The 17,230-nt window shown below is 71.2% G+C and carries 18 protein-coding genes, 1 tRNA gene and 1 pseudogene; 14 read left to right on the top strand and 6 right to left on the bottom strand.

Features of this window, described 5'->3' with window-relative positions; translation table 11 throughout:
* Window positions 1–76 precede the first annotated feature (76 nt).
* Window positions 77–325: a WhiB family transcriptional regulator gene (locus OVA28_RS15645; RefSeq protein WP_017888820.1), complete on the bottom strand. Its 249-nt coding sequence runs from the start codon at window positions 323–325 to the stop codon at window positions 77–79.
* A 265-nt stretch (window positions 326–590) separates the two neighbouring features.
* On the opposite strand from OVA28_RS15645, the gene OVA28_RS15640 reads away from it, so the two are divergent.
* Entirely contained in the window at window positions 591–1,013 is a 423-nt protein-coding gene (locus tag OVA28_RS15640) for a hypothetical protein (protein ID WP_268097587.1), read from the top strand.
* A gap of 128 nt (window positions 1,014–1,141) precedes the next feature.
* Here the strand turns inward: OVA28_RS15640 and bcp are convergent, their stop codons facing one another.
* The gene (gene bcp / locus OVA28_RS15635; RefSeq protein ID WP_194661916.1) at window positions 1,142–1,612 is read right to left on the bottom strand and encodes a thioredoxin-dependent thiol peroxidase; all 471 of its coding nucleotides are present in this window, start codon (window positions 1,610–1,612) and stop codon (window positions 1,142–1,144) included.
* 113 nt (window positions 1,613–1,725) lie between these two features.
* On the opposite strand from bcp, the gene OVA28_RS15630 reads away from it, so the two are divergent.
* The 8 genes and pseudogenes from OVA28_RS15630 to OVA28_RS19225 form a co-directional block, all read left to right on the top strand.
* A tRNA-Lys gene (locus tag OVA28_RS15630) sits at window positions 1,726–1,798 on the top strand.
* 59 nt (window positions 1,799–1,857) lie between these two features.
* Window positions 1,858–2,298: a hypothetical protein gene (locus tag OVA28_RS15625; RefSeq protein WP_194661914.1), complete on the top strand. Its 441-nt coding sequence runs from the start codon at window positions 1,858–1,860 to the stop codon at window positions 2,296–2,298.
* Window positions 2,295–2,756 carry an ImmA/IrrE family metallo-endopeptidase gene (locus tag OVA28_RS15620; RefSeq protein ID WP_194661913.1) on the top strand — a complete coding sequence of 154 codons (462 nt, stop codon included), beginning with the start codon at window positions 2,295–2,297 and terminating at the stop codon, window positions 2,754–2,756. Before OVA28_RS15625 ends, OVA28_RS15620 begins: the two co-directional genes overlap by 4 nt.
* 13 nt (window positions 2,757–2,769) lie before the next feature.
* The gene (locus OVA28_RS15615) at window positions 2,770–3,696 is read left to right on the top strand and encodes a hypothetical protein (RefSeq protein ID WP_268097586.1); all 927 of its coding nucleotides are present in this window, start codon (window positions 2,770–2,772) and stop codon (window positions 3,694–3,696) included.
* A gap of 176 nt (window positions 3,697–3,872) precedes the next feature.
* Entirely contained in the window at window positions 3,873–4,085 is a 213-nt protein-coding gene (locus OVA28_RS15610) for an SCO4848 family membrane protein (RefSeq protein WP_071271390.1), read from the top strand.
* 148 nt (window positions 4,086–4,233) lie between these two features.
* Window positions 4,234–4,911, top strand: coding sequence for a response regulator transcription factor (locus tag OVA28_RS15605; RefSeq protein ID WP_194661906.1), 678 nt, complete (start codon window positions 4,234–4,236; stop codon window positions 4,909–4,911).
* The gene (locus tag OVA28_RS15600) at window positions 4,904–6,232 is read left to right on the top strand and encodes a sensor histidine kinase (protein ID WP_268097585.1); all 1,329 of its coding nucleotides are present in this window, start codon (window positions 4,904–4,906) and stop codon (window positions 6,230–6,232) included. The genes OVA28_RS15605 and OVA28_RS15600 overlap by 8 nt, the downstream gene beginning before the upstream one ends.
* Before the next feature lie 91 nt (window positions 6,233–6,323).
* Window positions 6,324–6,869 (top strand): annotated as a pseudogene (locus tag OVA28_RS19225) (hypothetical protein); the annotation flags it as partial.
* A gap of 154 nt (window positions 6,870–7,023) precedes the next feature.
* Here the strand turns inward: OVA28_RS19225 and OVA28_RS15590 are convergent.
* Together OVA28_RS15590 and OVA28_RS15585 are read right to left on the bottom strand one after the other, a co-directional pair.
* A complete protein-coding gene (locus tag OVA28_RS15590) occupies window positions 7,024–7,329 on the bottom strand; it encodes a hypothetical protein (RefSeq protein WP_194661899.1) in 306 nt (101 codons plus the stop codon).
* A gap of 72 nt (window positions 7,330–7,401) precedes the next feature.
* Complete coding sequence (locus OVA28_RS15585; protein WP_268097583.1) at window positions 7,402–8,955, bottom strand: amino acid permease; 1,554 nt, start codon at window positions 8,953–8,955, stop codon at window positions 7,402–7,404.
* A gap of 153 nt (window positions 8,956–9,108) precedes the next feature.
* On the opposite strand from OVA28_RS15585, the gene OVA28_RS15580 reads away from it, so the two are divergent.
* The gene (locus tag OVA28_RS15580) at window positions 9,109–10,281 is read left to right on the top strand and encodes a mechanosensitive ion channel family protein (protein ID WP_268097582.1); all 1,173 of its coding nucleotides are present in this window, start codon (window positions 9,109–9,111) and stop codon (window positions 10,279–10,281) included.
* A gap of 77 nt (window positions 10,282–10,358) precedes the next feature.
* Here the strand turns inward: OVA28_RS15580 and OVA28_RS15575 are convergent, their stop codons facing one another.
* Window positions 10,359–10,550: a hypothetical protein gene (locus OVA28_RS15575; RefSeq protein WP_071271369.1), complete on the bottom strand. Its 192-nt coding sequence runs from the start codon at window positions 10,548–10,550 to the stop codon at window positions 10,359–10,361.
* Window positions 10,551–10,651: 101 nt separating this feature from the next.
* Here OVA28_RS15575 and OVA28_RS15570 point away from each other — a divergent pair, with 101 nt between their 5' ends.
* Complete coding sequence (locus OVA28_RS15570; protein ID WP_268097581.1) at window positions 10,652–11,803, top strand: SLC13 family permease; 1,152 nt, start codon at window positions 10,652–10,654, stop codon at window positions 11,801–11,803.
* Window positions 11,804–11,836: 33 nt separating this feature from the next.
* On the opposite strand, the gene OVA28_RS15565 is transcribed toward OVA28_RS15570, so the two are convergent.
* Window positions 11,837–12,808, bottom strand: a complete 972-nt coding sequence (locus tag OVA28_RS15565) for a magnesium transporter CorA family protein (RefSeq protein ID WP_194661892.1) — start codon at window positions 12,806–12,808, stop codon at window positions 11,837–11,839.
* A 120-nt stretch (window positions 12,809–12,928) separates the two neighbouring features.
* On the opposite strand from OVA28_RS15565, the gene otsA reads away from it, so the two are divergent.
* The 3 genes from otsA to ilvD all read left to right on the top strand — a co-directional run bounded on the left by otsA (window position 12,929) and on the right by ilvD (window position 17,200).
* Window positions 12,929–14,521 carry an alpha,alpha-trehalose-phosphate synthase (UDP-forming) gene (gene otsA, locus OVA28_RS15560; protein ID WP_194661891.1) on the top strand — a complete coding sequence of 531 codons (1,593 nt, stop codon included), beginning with the start codon at window positions 12,929–12,931 and terminating at the stop codon, window positions 14,519–14,521.
* Complete coding sequence (gene otsB, locus OVA28_RS15555) at window positions 14,514–15,308, top strand: trehalose-phosphatase (RefSeq protein ID WP_268097580.1); 795 nt, start codon at window positions 14,514–14,516, stop codon at window positions 15,306–15,308. Before otsA ends, otsB begins: the two co-directional genes overlap by 8 nt.
* A gap of 197 nt (window positions 15,309–15,505) precedes the next feature.
* On the top strand, window positions 15,506–17,200 hold the full coding sequence (gene ilvD / locus OVA28_RS15550) for a dihydroxy-acid dehydratase (RefSeq protein WP_194661880.1): 1,695 nt from the start codon (window positions 15,506–15,508) through the stop codon (window positions 17,198–17,200).
* The last annotated feature ends 30 nt before the right edge of the window (window positions 17,201–17,230 follow it).

The following is a 17,230-nucleotide window of genomic DNA, read 5'->3' as shown; positions in this document are numbered from 1 at the left end:
CAGCCGCCGCCCCGCGCACGACGACGCCCGCCGCACCCCGAGGGGCACGACGGGCGTCGGTGTCAGCGCTGCGGCGTCAGGAGGCGCGGCGAGCCCGGGCGGCGCGACGCTTGAGCGCGCGACGCTCGTCCTCGCTGAGGCCACCCCAGACACCGGAGTCCTGGTTGTTCTCGAGTGCGTACTGCAGGCACATCTCCGTCACCGTGCAACGAGCGCACACCGACTTGGCCTTCTCGATCTGGTCCACCGCGGGCCCGGTGTTCCCGACGGGGAAGAAGAGCTCGGGGTCTGCGGTGAGGCAAGCTGCCTTGTCACGCCAATCCATGTGGTGGTGCTCCTTGATGTCAGTGCTCGAACGGCAGGCCGGGGCCGTGGTTCGGGGCTGGAGGACTCTGCACATGCACATGTGACGAGCGGGAAGATCCTGTGGGGAGGAAACCGCGCGGGGAGAGCCTGACGCCCGCAGAACGCTCGGGGGAAGAACGTCGAACCACGGGGAGACGCACACCACATCGTGCCGTCCAAACGACCTCGAACATCGTTCCATACTGATATGACCAAATCAAGGGTTGCAATGCTGGAGGATCTCTGTGTCTGACCCCACCTCGACCGCCCCCGACGCTCCCGAGCCGCGGTCGCGGGCGATGTACGGCCTGCTCATCGTCCTCGCGCTCGAGTTCCTCGCCGTCGCGGTCGTGACGGTCGTCCTGCTCGTCGAGCTCCTCGTCGCGCCGGCCACCAGCGTGGCGTCCGGCATCGCCCTCGTGTTGCTGGCAGCGATCGCCGCGCTGTGGCTCGGGTCGCTGCTCGTCGGTCTCTGGCGCAGCCGGCCGTGGGTGCGCAGCGGCATCGTCGTGTGGCAGGTCCTGCAGGGAGCGCTCGCGATCGGCGCGTTCCAGGGCGTGTTCCGGGTCCCGGCGGTCGGGTGGGCACTGCTCCTGCCGGCGCTCGTCGCCATCACGCTGGTGCTGTCGAAGTCGGTGACGACCACGTTGGCCCGCCGGGTCGAGTAGCGCCCAGCGACGCCACCACCGTCACCGCCGGCGACACCACCGTCACCGCCGGCGACACCACCGGCGACGCACTGGAGGCCCGGTGCCGGTCCCAGGGACCGGCACCGGGCCTCCAGCGCGTCGCAGACTCAGACCAGGCCGAGCTTCTTCCGGAGGCTCGCCACGTGACCGGTCGCCTTCACGTTGTAGAGGGGGAGCTGCACGGTGCCGTCCTCGTCGACGACGATCGTCGACCGGATCGTGCCGGTGACGACCTTGCCGTAGGTGTTCTTCTCGCCCCAGGCCGCGTACGCCTTGTGCACCGCGAGGTCCGGGTCGCTCAGCAGCGGGAAGGTCAGGGCCTGCTCGTCCTTGAAGGTCGCGAGGGCGGGGAGGTCGTCCTTCGACACGCCGAGGACCTCGTACCCGGCGGCCTGCAACGAGGACATGTTGTCGCGGAAGTCGCAGGCCTCGGTGGTGCAGCCCGGGGTGGACGCCGCGGGGTAGAAGTACACGATGACCTTGCGTCCGCGCAGGGACCCGAGGGTGTGCTCGGTGCCGTCCTGGTCCTGCAGGGTGAAGTCCGGGGCGGTGTCGCCGGCGACGAGACGGTCGGTCATGGTGCTCCTGTTCGGTCGGGACCCGGAGGTGTTCTCGGGCGCCCGAATCCCATGCTATTGTTGATTCCCGTTGCGGGACACACACCGGAACGGCACTCGCAAGCAGAGTGCATGCACCTCTAGCTCAATTGGCAGAGCAACTGACTCTTAATCAGTGGGTTCTCGGTTCAAGTCCGAGGGGGTGCACACGACTGAGACCCTCGCTCCGGCGGGGGTCTTCGTGTATCCGGAGGGGGTCGGGACGCATGGACACGCACGAACCGAAGGGCGGCGCGCTCGACGCCGCCGAACTCGCACGTCGGCTCAACCTGCTGCTCGACTTCGAGGAGTCGCAGCGCGGCGCGCCGGTGCCGTTCTCCGCGATCGAGGAGTGGGTCGACGCCCACGGCGGATCGCTCTCCCGTGCGAAGTGGACCTACATGATCTCGGGCGACGGTCGTCGCAACCGGGACACCGCGCTGCTGCAGCTCCTCGCCGGCTTCTTCGAGGTCGACGAGCGCTTCCTGCTCGAGGACAGCCAGATCCCGGAGCGGATCGGCGCGCAGCTCGCCCTCGTCCGGTCGCTCCGCTCGGCCCGGGTCAGCGGGTTCGCCGCCCGCACGTTCCCCGGCGAGCTCTCACCCGACGCCCTCCGCCGGATCGCCGCGGTGATCGAGGAGGAGTCGCAGCGCGGGATCCTGCCGTGACCGCTGACCGCGTGGACGCCTTCTGGGACCGCGGACGCGACGAGCGCTGGGCGGACGTGGACGACGCCGTCCGCGTGGCCTCGGAGATCGTCGGCAAGCCGATCGTCGTGCGGGAAGAGGCCTTCCTGGCGAACGAGCCCGTCTGCGGCTTCGTCGCGACGCTCGAGCACCAGCACCTCATCATGATCTCGCCGTCCCCCTCGCGCACCTTCCGCGCATTCGTGATCGGGCACGAGCTCGGCCACGTGCTGCACGCCCACCACGACGCCGCGGCGCAGTCGGCGTACATCCGGGACGTCATCCCGGACCTGCCCGAGTACAAGGTCGAGCGGGCCATGGCGCGCGGCTTGTTCGAGAACGCCTTCGAACGCGAGGCCGAGCACTTCGCCGACCGCCTCGCGCAGCTCATCCGCGACCACCGCAGCCGGCCGAGCGCCTTCCGCGGCGTCTTCGGCTGAGCGGACACCCGCGATGATCCTCGCCGTCGCCCAGGCCGTCCTGCTCGTCGCGGGTGCGGTCGTCCTGTTCGTCCTGCAGCGCGGGCAGGACCGCACGTTGGCCGTGACGTTCCTGCTGTTCTCCGCCACGATCGTCACGAACGTCGACCCGCTCTACCGCTGGCTCGACCCCCTGGTCGGCGGCCGGAACGTCGTGACCGTGGTCAGCGACTGCCTGATGATCGCCGGCACGAGCACGCTGCTCTGGGGCGTCGCGAAGGCCGTCGGTGCTGACAGTCGGTGGTTGCGGACCGCGATCATCGTGTCCTGCGCCGTCGTCGGGGTCGTGATCGTCACCGCGTTCGTCGTGCTCGACAAGCCCCCGACGACGACGACCTTCATGCTCGTCGCCGGGGCCGAGCCGGCAGCGGCGGTCTACTCGATCGCGCAGACGGTCTACCTCGGGGTGGCCCTCGCCGCCACCGGGTGGATCTGCGTGCTGCACGTCCGCGAGGCCCGCACGCGCACGGACCTCGTCGGGCTCTGGGTCCTCGTGCTCGGCGGTGTGGCCGGGGTCGTGCGGATGGCGGTCGTCATCGTGATGGACCTCGCACACGTGTCCGGGGACGTCGCCCTGACCCGGCGGCTCTCGCTGCCGTACGACATCGCCACCCCGGGCGCGGTCCTCTGCGTCGCGTCGGGCATGCTCCTGCTCGTCATCGGGCACCGCACCGCCCGTGCCCGGCGTGCCCGCGCCGTGGAGACCGCGATCGCGACCCTCACGCCCTTGCACGCCCGCATGGGCAGCGACAACGAGTACCCGGCCACCGCCGACCCCGCCACACGGCTCAGCCGCCTGATCGTCGAGATCAACGACGGCGTCCGCAGCTCCCGGTCCTCGCTGGACGACCACGAGCGCACCGCCCTCGCCCGGGCCGAGTCAGCGCTCGACGCCTCCTGACCCGTCCGGAGCGAGCACGGGTCGACGTGGGACGCCACGGAGTGTATGTTCGTAGCCATTGCTACACTTCGTGTGGTGATCGCCGGTGGGACTCGGCCGCGTTGGGGGCGGCCGAGCACCCCGGACCGGAGCGACGCAGGCCCGAGCACCTCGGACGCCGTCGGTAGACTCCCGAGGTGCTCGTCTTCGCTGCAGTCGTCCTGTTCATCGGTGCCCTGTTCAACCTGGTCGCCTGGCCCCGCTTCTTCCAGCGGGTCGCGAAGGACACCCGCGCGCGTGACGCAGCCGGCCGCCCGACGACCTTCTACCGGGTGCACCTGGTCCTGCTGCTGATCGCCCTGGCGATCACCGCCGCCTCGATCGTCGCCGGGATCCTGCTGCTCGTCTGAGGCCCGTCCCGCGCGGTCGCCGGAGCGCCCACCCGGCCGACCACCGGACGGGAGGCGCGGGACCGGCCCGCCCCGAGCCTCCAGACCGTGGGCGGTCACCACCACCGCTTCAGGCGCGCTTCAGCGCGGCCCGAGGACAATGGCGGCCATGCGTGTCCTGGTGGTCGATGACGAGGTCCGACTCGCCGACGGTGTGCGCCGCGGGCTCGAAGCCGAGGGCTGGGCGGTCGACGTCGCCCACGACGGCATCGACGGCCTGTGGCACGCGCGCGAGTTCCACTACGACGCCGTCGTGCTCGACCTGATGATGCCGGGCCTGAGCGGCTGGGCGGTCTGCGGGCAGCTGCGGGCCGAGGGCAACTGGACGCCGGTGCTCATGCTCACGGCGAAGGACGGCGAGTGGGACCAGGTCGAGGCGCTCGACGCCGGTGCCGACGACTACGTGACGAAGCCGTTCTCGCACCCGGTGCTCGTCGCCCGTCTCCGCGCCCTGGTGCGCCGTGGTGCGCGGGAGCGGCCCGCCGTCCTGACCGTGGGGGACCTGCGCGTCGACCCGGCAGCGCGGACGGCTGCCCGCGGTGACACGCCCCTCGACCTGACGAGCCGCGAGTTCGCGGTGCTGGAGTTCCTCGTCCGCCGGGCCGGGCAGGTCTGCTCGAAGCGCGAGGTGATCGAGAACGTGTGGGACGTCGACTTCGACGGTGACCCGAACATCGTGGAGGTCTACGTCGGACACCTCCGTCGCAAGGTCGACCGGCCGTTCGGACGCGCCACGATCGAGACGGTGCGGGGTGCCGGCTACCGGCTGGCGGACGACGGTGCCTGAGCGGGGACGGGTCCACCGCCCGCAGAGCCTCCGGGCGCGGACGACCCTCGCCGCGGTGCTCGTGGTGCTGGGGGCCCTGGTCATCGGGTCCGTGGCGTTCGTCACCGTGCTGCGGCTCGTGCTCGTCGACGGCGTGCGTGCCGGTGCCGAGAGCGGTCTCGAGCAGGCCGCCGCACGGGTCGAGGCCGACGGCGCCTCGGCGGTGGACAGCTACGACGAGGTCCTCGTGCAGGTCGTCGGTGACGGCGGCCGCGTCCTCGCCCACGGTGACGATGCCGACCCGCCGGCGCTCCCGACGGCGGACGAGTCGCGGGTCACGCTCGACGGGGAGCGGTGGCTGCTTGTCGCGGACGACGTCGACCTGCCCGGCGGGTCCGAGGCGACCATCGTCTACGGTGCGTCGCTCGACGCCGCCGACACGGCGACGACCGCGGTGGTGACCCTGCTCGCGATCGGTGTCCCGCTCCTCGTGACGCTGATGGGCATCGGGACGTGGATCGTCGTCGGCCGGTCGCTCCGGCCCGTCGAGCGGATCCGCCGCGAGGTCGCCACGGTCGGCGCGGCGTCGCACGGCGTGCGGGTCGCGGTGCCGGAGACCGGGGACGAGGTGGCCCGGCTGGCGGACACCATGAACGACATGCTCGACCGGCTCGAGCGGGCCGCGGTGGCGCAGCGGCGGTTCGTCGCCGACGCGTCGCACGAGCTGCGGTCGCCGATCGCGTCGGTGCGGCAGCACGCCTCCGTCGCCAGGGCCCATCCCGACCGGATCGACGTCGACGAGCTGACCGAGGTCGTCCTCGCGGAGAACGACCGCCTCGCCGGCCTCGTTGACGGGCTGCTCGAGCTCTCCCGGCTGGACGAGCGCGGGATCGGGCAGCGGCGTGCGGTGGACCTCGACGACCTGGCGCTGGCCGAGGTGTCGCGGACCCGGGCCGCTGGCGGCTGCACCGTCGACGGCTCGGGGATCAGTGCCGCCCGGGTGCTCGGCGACGAGCGGGTGCTCAGCCGGGTCGTCCGGAACCTCGTGGACAACGCCTGCCGGCACGCGCGCGAGCGGATCGCCGTCGCCGTGCGCGAGGTCGGGGGAGCGGCGGAGCTGACCGTCGACGACGACGGCAGCGGCGTGCCCGAGGCCGAGCGCGAGCGGGTGTTCGACCGCTTCGTCCGCCTCGACGAGTCCCGCAGCCGCGACGCCGGCGGGTCGGGCCTCGGGCTGGCCATCGTGCGGGACGCAGTGCGGGCGCACGGCGGGTCCGTCGAGGTCGTGACGTCGCCGCTCGGGGGCGCGCGGTTCGTGGTACGACTGCCGCTCGGCGGCTGACCAGGGTGACACGGCTGTCCCTGCGACTGACCAGGCGGCTGTCCAGACGGCTTCAGGCCTGCTTCAGCACCTGACCCCGAGGGTGGTGCCCATGGACATCACCGACATGACCCGCACCCGCCGCATCGCCCTCTCCGCCTCCGTGCTCCTCGCCGGGGCCCTCGTCGTGACCGGCTGCGCGAGCGACGACCGCGACGACGACGACACCGCTGCCGGCACCGGCACCGCGCAGTCCTCGGGCGCGGTCGCCGGCTCGGCCAGTGGCGCCGCCACCTCGGCCGCCGCGTCGAACGACGCCCTGGTGGCCGCCGCTGCGACCGCCCGTGACGCCGTCGACTCCGGCGCCCCCACCGTCGTCGGCGTCGAGCAGGAGCGCGGCGGCACCACCTGGCAGGTCCTCGTCGTGACGTCGGACGGCCAGGAGCACGAGGTGCACACGAACGCCGCCGGGTCCGCCGTCGAGGGCACCCCGACCGTGGACGACTCCGACGCCGACGACGTGCGGGAGAACGAGCGCTTCGTGGCCGCCGCGGAGCTCGACGTCGCCGACGCCGCCGGGAAGCTCCAGGACGTCGTCGCCGGGACGGTCACCGAGCTCGGGCTCGACGACCACCTCGGGAAGGTCGTCTGGGAGGGCGACGTGCGCGACGACGCCGGCACGAAGCACAGCATCCGCATCGACGCCGGTTCCGGTGCGACGGTGACGAACACGGTCGACACGGACGACTGTCCCGTCCGACCCCGACGCGCGCACCACGGCCGCCGACCTGCTGGTCGGCGGCCGTGGTGCGTCAGGACTCGGTCGGAGCCGGTTCGCCGAGGACCCGCTGCAGCGCCAGGGCCGCGACGCCCCGGTCGGAGGTGTCGAGCAGCACTCGGTAGGTGTCCTCGGGGGTCACGAACTCCACGCAGACGGCGTCGAAGTCGCACGGCTCGATGCGCCAGCCCTGGACGTGCTCCATCGGCACCGCCGTCAGGCCGTCGCGCTCGTAGCTCGTCTCGGCGTGCACCCGGTCGGGGAACACGCGGACACGGCCGAAGGTGCCACGCCACGAGAGCTGGAGGTCGAGCGTCGGGGAAGCAGAGAGGTCCGGCACCCGCTGATCGTAGCGGCGGGTGCCGGACCTCTCGGTGTCACGAGGATGCTCGTCGCGTTGCGCGGACAAGCATCAGGAGTGGGAGTCGTCCCCGTCCGTGTCGGTGTCGCCGCGGCGGACCTGGTTCGCCGGGTCGCGGCCGGTGATCGGGTAGGGGCCGGTGACGCCCTCGCGGAGCGAGGCGATGCGGAGGATCCGGTCGCGCTGCAGGAACCACCCGACGACGAGCAGCGGGATGATGATCACGAGCGAGGCGATGGTGAGGGTGCCGACCGGCCAGTCGATCGCCATCAGCACGAGCACCGACAACAGGAACGCCAGGGTCAGCCACGAGGTGACGGGCGCACCGGGCAGCTTGAACGACGGTTCCTTCGCCAGGCCCTGCTTCGCCCACTGCCGCAGCTTCATCTGGCAGAGGATGATCGTGCCCCACGCGGTGATGATCCCGAGGCTCGCGATGTTCAGGGCGATCTCGAACGCCTGGCTCGGGACGAAGTAGTTCAGGGCCACGCCGGCGACCGTGAACGCGGCCGTCAGCAGGATGCCCGCGAACGGCACGCCGCCCTTGGTCATCTTCGTCGTCCACTTCGGCGCCGACCCGTTCATGCCCATCGAGTGCAGGGCGCGTCCGGTCGAGTACAGCCCGGCGTTGAGCGAGGACAGCGCGGCGGTCAGGACGACGAAGTTCATGATCGAGCCGACGACCACCCCGACCTGCGGGTTGCCGAGCGACGAGAAGAACGTCACGAACGGGCTCTGGCCCTCCTTGTACGAGGTGTACGGGAGCAGGAGCGAGAGGAGCACGACCGAGCCGACGTAGAACACGGCGATGCGGAGGACGACGGAGTTGATGGCGCGGGGGATGACCTTCTCGGTGTCCTGGGTCTCGCCGGACGCGGTGCCGACGAGCTCGATCGCGGCGTACGCGAAGACGACGCCCTGCACCACCAGCACGGCGGGCAGCAGGCCGTTCGGGATCAGACCGCCGTTGTCCTGCCAGATCGAGAACCCGGTGCGGACCGCCTCGCCGCCGGTCTCGACCGGGAACGCGAAGATCAGCCAGACCAGTGCCACGACGAGGAACGCCACCAGGGCGACGACCTTGATGATGGCGAACCAGAACTCCAGCTCACCGAAGACCTTGACCGCCACCATGTTCGCCGCCAGGACGACGATCAGCGCGATGAGTGCCAGCAACCACTGCGGTGCCGCGGTGAAGGCCCGCCAGTACTGCAGGTACAGGGCGACGGCGGTGGTGTCGACGATCGAGGTCATCGCCCAGTTGAGGAAGTACATCCAGCCGGCGGCGTAGGCGAACTTCTCGCCGTAGAACTCGCGGGCGTAGGAGATGAACGACCCGGAGGACGGGCGGTGGAGGACGAGCTCGCCGAGGGCCCGGAGGATGAAGAACGCGAACACGCCGGCGATCAGGTACACCACGGCCAGGGCGGGCCCGGCGGTGTGCAGCCGTCCACCGGCACCCAGGAAGAGCCCGGTGCCGATCGCCCCGCCGATCGCGATCATCTGGAGCTGCCTGGGCTTCAGTCCGTGCTGGTAGCCCTCCTGCTCGTGCGAGAAGTCGTTGGCGGGCGCACGGTCCACCCCGGTGTCGTTCTGCGCTGTCATGCCGACACGCTACAGGCGGATCGGGCCGATGCATCACATCCACCTCCGAACGGGCTGGGTCCTGTCCACCAACCTGCCGACATCGCACACGACCCCACACCGGGGCTGTCCGTCGGCTGGACGGCGCGCGAGCGGCGTTGCCACGATGGTCGGATGGACATCCTCATCCGCCTCCTGGTCGCGGTCGGGTCCGCCCTCCTCGTGACCGCCGTCGTCGCGCTCGTCCTGCACCTGGTCTTCCGGGCACTCGGCCGTCGTGAGCGCTGGGCCGCCTCGCTGTCCCGACGCTCCCGCCACGCCACCAGGACGATGCTGCTCGTCGCCCTGCTCTGGGTGGCGTTCGCCTCCACGATCCCCGACACCGACCGGTACCCCTGGCGCGACGCCGTCTCCCACGTCTTCCTCGTCGCCACCATCGGCGTCGGCACGTGGCTCGCATGTGTGCTTGCGGTGTTCCTCGAGAGTCTCGGGCTGCACAAGTACCGCGTCGACGTCCCGGACAACCGGGTCGCCCGTCGGATCCGCACGCAGGTGCTCATCCTCCGCCGGCTCACCGTCGCGGTGCTCGTGATCATCGGCGTCGGCGCGATCCTCCTGACGTTCCCCGGGGTCGAGGCCGCCGGCGCGAGCGTCCTCGCCTCAGCCGGGCTCATCTCGGTGATCGCCGGCCTCGCCGCGCAGTCGACGCTCGGCAACGTCTTCGCCGGCATGCAGCTGGCGTTCTCCGGGTCGATCCGCGTGGACGACGTCGTCGTGGTCGAGCAGCAGTGGGGCCGCATCGAGGAGATCACCCTGACGTACGTCGTCGTCCACCTCTGGGACGACCGCCGTTTCGTGCTGCCGTCGACGTACTTCACCTCGACGCCGTTCGAGAACTGGACCCGCACGAGCAGCGAGCTCCTCGGCGCGGTCGAGTTCGACCTGGACTGGCGGGTCAGCCCGGCGGAGATGCGCACGGAGCTCGACCGCATCCTCGAGACCTCGACGATCTGGGACCGCCGCACCAAGGTGCTCCAGGTCACGGACGCGGTCGGCGGGATGGTGCGCGTGCGCATCCTGGTGACCGCACCGGACGCCGGTGGCCTGTTCGACCTGCGCTGCTACGTCCGCGAGGAGATGGTCGACTGGCTGCAGCGCACCCACCCGGACGCGCTCCCGGTCCAGCGCGTGCAGCTCGCCGAGCCCGCCGCCCCCGCCCGGCGGCGCAGCCGGTCGTCGGAGGGCGACGCGTCGCTCTTCGGCGAGGGGGACGAGCGCGCGGCGCTCTTCACCGGCCCGATCCAGACCTCGGACATCCGGACGTCGGACGTCCCACCGGAGCGGTAGCGGCGACCCCGGACGCGACAGGAGGCCCGGTGCCAGCTGGCACCGGGCCTCCTGTCGCGTCCCGTGGGGACGTCAGCTCACGGCTGACGCGAGCGCACTGCGCGGTCGTCCTCGACGACCGTGCCGATGGCGACGATCGTCGTCGAGATCCACGCCACCCAGGTCAGGGCGAGACGCCAGTCCCTGGGCCCCTGCCGGGTGGTCTGCAGAACGCTGTAGCCGCTGATGAGGGAACTCCACACCGCACCGTTGAACATGAACTTGCGCACAGATGCCTCCTGTTGTCGTCGGGTCAACGCTACCGGTGGGTACATTGGAACGCCGCCGGGCGCACAGGCACCTCCGGCTCACCACCGCGAGGAGAACCACCGTGCGCCAAGCCGTCATCGGAGCCGCCCTGCTCGTCGCCGGGGCCGTGTGCGTGGCCCTCGGGCTGCTGCCGCTCACCGACCTCGGGGAGCTCGCCGCCCGGGTCCTGCCCGTCCTCGGGTTCGTCCTCGGGCTCACGATCGTCTCGGAGCTCGCCGCGGACGCCGGGGTGTTCGACCGCCTGGCCGACGTCGCCGCGCGCATCGGCGGCGGCCGGACCATCGGGCTGTTGGGCGCGGTCGTCGTCCTCGCCGTGGTCTGCACCGTGTTCCTGTCCATCGACACCACCGCCCTGCCCCTCACCCCGATCGTCATCGCGCTCGCACGCCGGGTGGGGCTCCCGCCGATGCCGTTCGCGCTGACCACCGTGTGGCTGGCGAACACGGCCTCGCTCCTGCTGCCCGTGTCGAACCTGACGAACCTGCTCGCCGTCGACCGCATCGGGCTCGACGGCCCACTGCCCTTCGCCGGCCTGATGGTCTGGGCCGCGCTCGCCGGGGTCGTCGTGCCGTGCGCCGTGCTGCTCGTGGTGTTCCGCGGCAAGCTCTTCGGCCGGTACACCCCGGTCGAGGTGCGCCGGCCCGCTGACCCGGTGTTCTTCGGGGCGGCGTCGGCCGTCCTCGTGGCGCTCGTCATCGCCCTGACCGTCGGCGTGACCGTGTGGGTCGCCGCACTGGCCGCGGCGGTCCTGCTCGTCGTGGTCGCCGCCTTCCGGGCGCCGTCCGAGCTGAAGCCCTCCCGGGTGCCGTGGTCGACGCTCGTGTTCGCCGCCGGGCTGTTCGTCGTCGTCGAGACCCTGCACACGACGGGCATCACCGACCCGCTCGTGCAGGCCGTCTCCGGCGGCACCGGCACCGGCTCGCTGCTGCTGCTCGGCGGTGCCGGTGCGGTGTCCGCCAACGTGATCGACAACCTGCCCGCCTACCTGGTGCTCGAGCCCTCGGCGGGGCACGAGGCCCTGCGGTACGCCGCGCTCCTCATCGGTGTGAACGCGGGCTGCCTCATCACGCCGTGGGCCTCGCTGGCGACGCTGCTGTGGCACGCGCGGCTCAGCGCCGAGGGCGTGCACCTGTCGTGGGGGCGCTACATGGCGCTCGGCTGCGTCGTCGCGCCGCTCACGGTCGTCGCCGGGATCCTCGCGCTGCGGCTGTAGCGCCGGCGGGGGTGCCCGTGCGCGCGCCTCGGGCTACAGCCAGTCGCGGTGCTTGAACGACCGGTAGAGCAGCAGCGACGTCACGATGATGAGCGCCACGGACGCGAACAGCCCGCTCCAGTGGCCCTCGCCGGGGAACGTCACGTTCTGCCCGAAGAACCCGGTGATCGCGGTCGGGATGGCGATGATCGCCGCCCAGCTCGTCACCTTCTTCATCACGGTGTTCTGCCGGTTCGACGCCAGGTTGAGGTTCGTGTCGAGCACGCTGCCCACGGCGTCACGGAGCTGGTCGACCGAGTCCGCGATGGAGACCAGGTGGTCCTCGACGTCGCGGAAGTACGGGCGGATGCCGTTGACGATGGTCTCCGCGTCCCCGTGCAGGAGCGACGCGACGCTGTCCTTCGTCGGGACGACCTGCCGCCGCAGCACCCCGAGCGCCTTGCGCAACCGGAACGACCGGCGCTGGATCTGCTGCTCACGGGGGTCGCCGTGCTCGAACAGGTCGTCCTCGAGCGCGTCGATGTCCTGCTCGATCTGCTCGACCACGGCGGTGGCGTGGTCGACGACGGCGTCGAGGAGCGCCCACACGAGCCACGGCACCCCGTGCTCGGCCATGTCGGCGTTCGACGCGAGCCGGCGCTCGACCGCGGCGATGTCGACGTCCGCGCCGTGGATCGTCACGAGGGCCCGCTTCGTCACGAAGGCCTTGACCTCGCGCGTGACGAGCTCGCCCTCGGCGTCCCGACCGTGCACGTCGTAGACGACCAGGAACAGGCTGTCGCGGTACCGGTCGAGCTTCGGACGCTGTCCGTGTTCGACGGCGTCCTCGACGGCGAGCGCGTGGATGCCGAGCTCCTCCTCGACCTGGCGGAGGTCGGTCGCCGACGGGTCCGTGTAGTCGATCCAGACGAAGGCGTCCTCGTCGGCGACCAGGTCCGAGACACGGTCGACGGGGAAGTCCCGCTCCGCGTCCGAACCGTTCCGCCACGAGCGAGTGCTGACCATGCGCCAGAGCCTAGTGAGCGACGACTGCGCGCCGGGACCGGGACGACCGGCCCTGCCGCGCAGTCTGCTCAGGTTCCGCTTCCGGGAGCGGGGGACCGGCACGCTGGTAGTTTCGGTGGCGTGTCAGCTCCGCATCCTTCGTCCACCAAGTACTCCTTCGTCGTCGCCAGCAACCGTCTCCCCGTGGACCGCGTCGTCGACGAGGACGGCAACGAGGGCTGGCGGCACTCTCCCGGTGGCCTCGTCACCGCGCTCGAGCCGGTCATGCGCGCCAACGACGGCGCCTGGGTCGGCTGGGTCGGCCAGCCCGACGTCGACGTCGACCCCTTCGACAACGAGGGCATCCACATCGTCCCCGTCCCGCTCAGCGCGAGCGACGTGCAGGACTACTACGAGGGGTTCAGCAACGACACCCTCTGGCCGCTCTACCACGACGTCATCGAGCACCCGAGCTACCACCGCGACTGGTGGAACGCGTACAAGAGCGTGAACAAGCGCTTCGCGGAGCAGATCGCCGACATCGTCGAGCAGGACGGCATCGTCTGGGTGCAGGACTACCAGCTGCAGCTCGTGCCGGCGCTGCTGCGGGAGCTCCGCCCCGACGTCACGATCGGGTTCTTCAACCACATCCCGTTCCCGCCCGTCGGCATCTACGCGCAGCTGCCGTGGCGCGCCCAGATCCTCGACGGCCTGCTCGGCGCCGACGTGATCGGGTTCCAGCGCCAGGACGACGCCAGCGACTTCCTCCGTGCGGTCCGCCACATCAAGGGCTACACGACCAAGGGCACGACGATCGACGTCCCCGTGGACGACCCGGCGGCTCCCCGCAGCCGCAAGGGCATCACCGTGCGCCACGTCGAGGCCCGCCACTTCCCGATCTCGATCGACGCCGAGAGCTTCGAGGACATCGCCAGGAAGCCCGAGGTGCAGGAGCGCGCCCGCGAGATCCGCGCCGGACTCGGCAACCCGAAGACCGTGCTGCTCGGGGTCGACCGACTCGACTACACCAAGGGCATCCGGCACCGCATCAAGGCGTTCGGCGAGCTGATCGAGGACGGCCGCATCCGGGTCGAGGACGCCACCCTCGTGCAGGTCGCCAGCCCGAGCCGCGAGCGCGTCGACACGTACCGCACCCTGCGCGACGAGATCGAGCTGAGCGTCGGCCGGATCAACGGCGACCTCGGCACCATCGGCCACCAGCCGATCTCGTACCTGCACCACGGGTACCCCCGCGAGGAGATGGTCGCGCTCTACCTGGCCGCCGACATCATGCTCGTGACCGCGCTCCGGGACGGCATGAACCTCGTCGCCAAGGAGTACGTCGCCACGCGCTTCGACAACGACGGCGTGCTGATCCTCTCGGAGTTCGCCGGTGCCGCCGACGAGCTGAAGCAGGCGGTCATCATCAACCCGCACGACATCGGCGCCATGAAGGACGCCGTCGAGCGGGCGATCGAGATGCCCCGCCGCGAGCGCTCCACCCGCATGCGCGCACTCCGCAAGCGGGTCCGCGACAACGACGTGGCCCGCTGGTCGCGGTCGTTCCTCGAGGCGCTCGACCGGCACGCCCCGCGCAACGCGCGGATCGACGCGTCGGCGACGGAGCCGGCCGACCGCCACCGCGAGGCCCAGACCGACGGCATGTCGATCTTCGACCAGGACGCCCAGAAGGCGCGTGCAGCAGAGGACACCCGGGAGGCCCGTGATGCGTGACGAGACCACTGACACCACCGTCGACGGGTCGGCGCTCACAGCGGCCCTGGCGGGCCTCGGCGACGCTCCGCGTCTCCTGGTCGCCCTGGACTTCGACGGCACCCTGGCGCCGTTCGCCGACGACCCCGGCCACGTCGGGGCCCTGCCCGGCAGCTGGGCCGCCGTGCTCACCCTGCAGCGGGCGAAGGACACCGAGGTGGTGCTCGTCTCCGGTCGGCCGCTCGACAGCCTCGCGGCGGTCACGCAGGCGCCGGCGGACATGGCGCTCGTCGGCTCGCACGGCGTCGAGTGGCGGGTCGACGGTCACGCCGAGGACGCCCTGACCGAGGACGAACAGCAGCGGGTCGCCCGGGTCGGTGCGGCGCTCGACGCGGTCGGCGAGCGGTTCCCGGGCGTCGTCATCGAGCACAAGCCCGCGGGGCACGGTGTGCACACGCGCCGGGTCAGCGCCGAGGTCGCCGCCGAGGCGGACGCGGCGGCGAGTGCGGCTGCGCACGAGGCCGACGCCGACGTGCTCGAGCGCGGCGGCAAGGACATCCTCGAGTTCGCCGTCCGGCACGTCACGAAGGGCGACGCGATCGCTCGGCTCCGCGACCTCCGCGGCTCGGACGCCGTGTTCTTCGCCGGCGACGACGTCACCGACGAGGACGCATTCCGCGTGCTCGGCGACGGCGACGTAGGCGTGAAGGTGGGGGAGGGCGACACGCTCGCCGGTTTCCGCGTCGCCGACCCGGCGGCGCTGACCGACGTCCTGAAGCAGCTCGCGCGCCTGCGTGCGGTGCGCTGACCAGGCCGAGCCGAGCCTCCCGTCCGCCCTGCCCCGCCCGTCATTCGAGCTGAACACCGGTGTTCAGCAACCACGCCGCGTGTCGGCGCGGTTCGAACGCTGAACACCGGTGTTTCGCGAGCTCACGCCCGCCCGTCGCAACATGCGGATGCATGGACGTGCGCCGCTGGTATCCCAATCCGTCCTAGACTCAGCGCATGCCTGACATCGACGTGAAGCCGCGGAGCCGGGTCGTCACCGACGGGATCGAAGCAACCACCTCGCGTGGCATGCTGCGGGCCGTCGGGATGGGCGACGAGGACTGGGAGAAGCCGCAGATCGGCATCGCCTCGTCCTGGAACGAGATCACCCCGTGCAACCTGTCCCTCGACCGACTCGCCCAGGGCGCCAAGGAAGGCGTCCACGGCGGTGGCGGCTACCCGCTGCAGTTCGGGACCATCTCCGTCTCGGACGGCATCTCCATGGGCCACGAGGGCATGCACTTCTCCCTCGTCTCGCGTGAGGTCATCGCGGACAGCGTCGAGACGGTCGTCAACGCCGAGCGCCTCGACGGCACCGTGCTGCTCGCCGGCTGCGACAAGTCGCTGCCGGGCATGCTCATGGCCGCGGCCCGCCTCGACCTCGCGAGCGTCTTCCTCTACGCCGGCTCGGTCATGCCGGGCTACGTCAAGCAGGCCGACGGCTCGATGAAGGAAGTCACGATCATCGACTCCTTCGAGGGCGTCGGCGCGTGCAAGGCCGGCACCATGAGCGAAGAGGAGCTCAAGAAGATCGAGTGCGCGATCGTCCCGGGCGAAGGCGCCTGCGGCGGGATGTACACGGCCAACACGATGGCGTCCGTCGCCGAGGCCCTCGGGATGTCGCTGCCCGGCTCGGCCGCGCCGCCCAGCGCCGACCGTCGCCGTGACTACTACGCGCACCGTTCCGGCGAGGCCGTCGTGAACATGCTCCGGCTCGGCATCACCGCGCGCCAGATCCTGACGAAGGAGGCGTTCGAGAACGCCATCGCCGTCGCCATGGCCCTCGGAGGCTCGACCAACGTCGTGCTGCACCTGCTCGCGATCGCGCACGAGGCCGAGGTCGAGCTCACCCTCGACGACTTCAACCGCATCGGCTCGAAGGTCCCGCACCTGGCCGACATGAAGCCCTTCGGCAAGTACGTCATGCTCGACGTGGACCGCAACGGCGGCATCCCGGTGATCATGAAGGCGCTGCTCGACGCCGGCCTGCTGCACGGCGAGTGCATGACCGTGACGGGCAAGACCGTCGCGGAGAACCTCGCCGAGATCGACCCGCCGGAGCTCGACGGCAAGGTCTTCCGCACGCTCGACAACCCGATCCACGCCACCGGCGGCCTGACGATCCTGCAGGGCTCGTTCGCTCCCGAGGGTGCGGTCGTGAAGACGGCCGGCTTCGACGCCGAGGTCTTCGAGGGTCCCGCGCGGGTGTTCGACCGCGAACGCTCCGCCATGGACGCCCTGACCGAGGGCCGGATCCACAAGGGCGACGTCGTCGTCATCCGCTACGAGGGCCCGAAGGGCGGCCCCGGCATGCGCGAGATGCTCGCCATCACGGCGGCCATCAAGGGCGCGGGCCTCGGCAAGGATGTACTACTCTTGACCGACGGTCGATTCTCAGGCGGCACAACCGGCCTCTGCATCGGCCACATCGCACCGGAGGCAGTGGACGCAGGTCCCGTCGCCTTCGTGCGCGATGGCGACCGCATCCGTGTCGACATCGCGGCTCGGACGCTCGACCTACTGGTCGACGCCGCCGAGCTGGAGGCCCGCCGTGACGGCTGGGCGCCGCTGCCCCCGCGCTACACCCGCGGAGTCCTCGCGAAGTACGCCAAGCTCGTCCAGTCCGCCGCCACCGGCGCGGTCACGGGCTAGCGTCGACACCCGCATCACCGCCACCTCTCC

Origin of the sequence: Curtobacterium sp. SL109, from assembly GCF_026672405.1 — a bacterium.
Classification (GTDB): Bacteria; Actinomycetota; Actinomycetes; order Actinomycetales; family Microbacteriaceae; genus Curtobacterium.
This window is presented reverse-complemented; position numbering and strand designations above follow the sequence as displayed.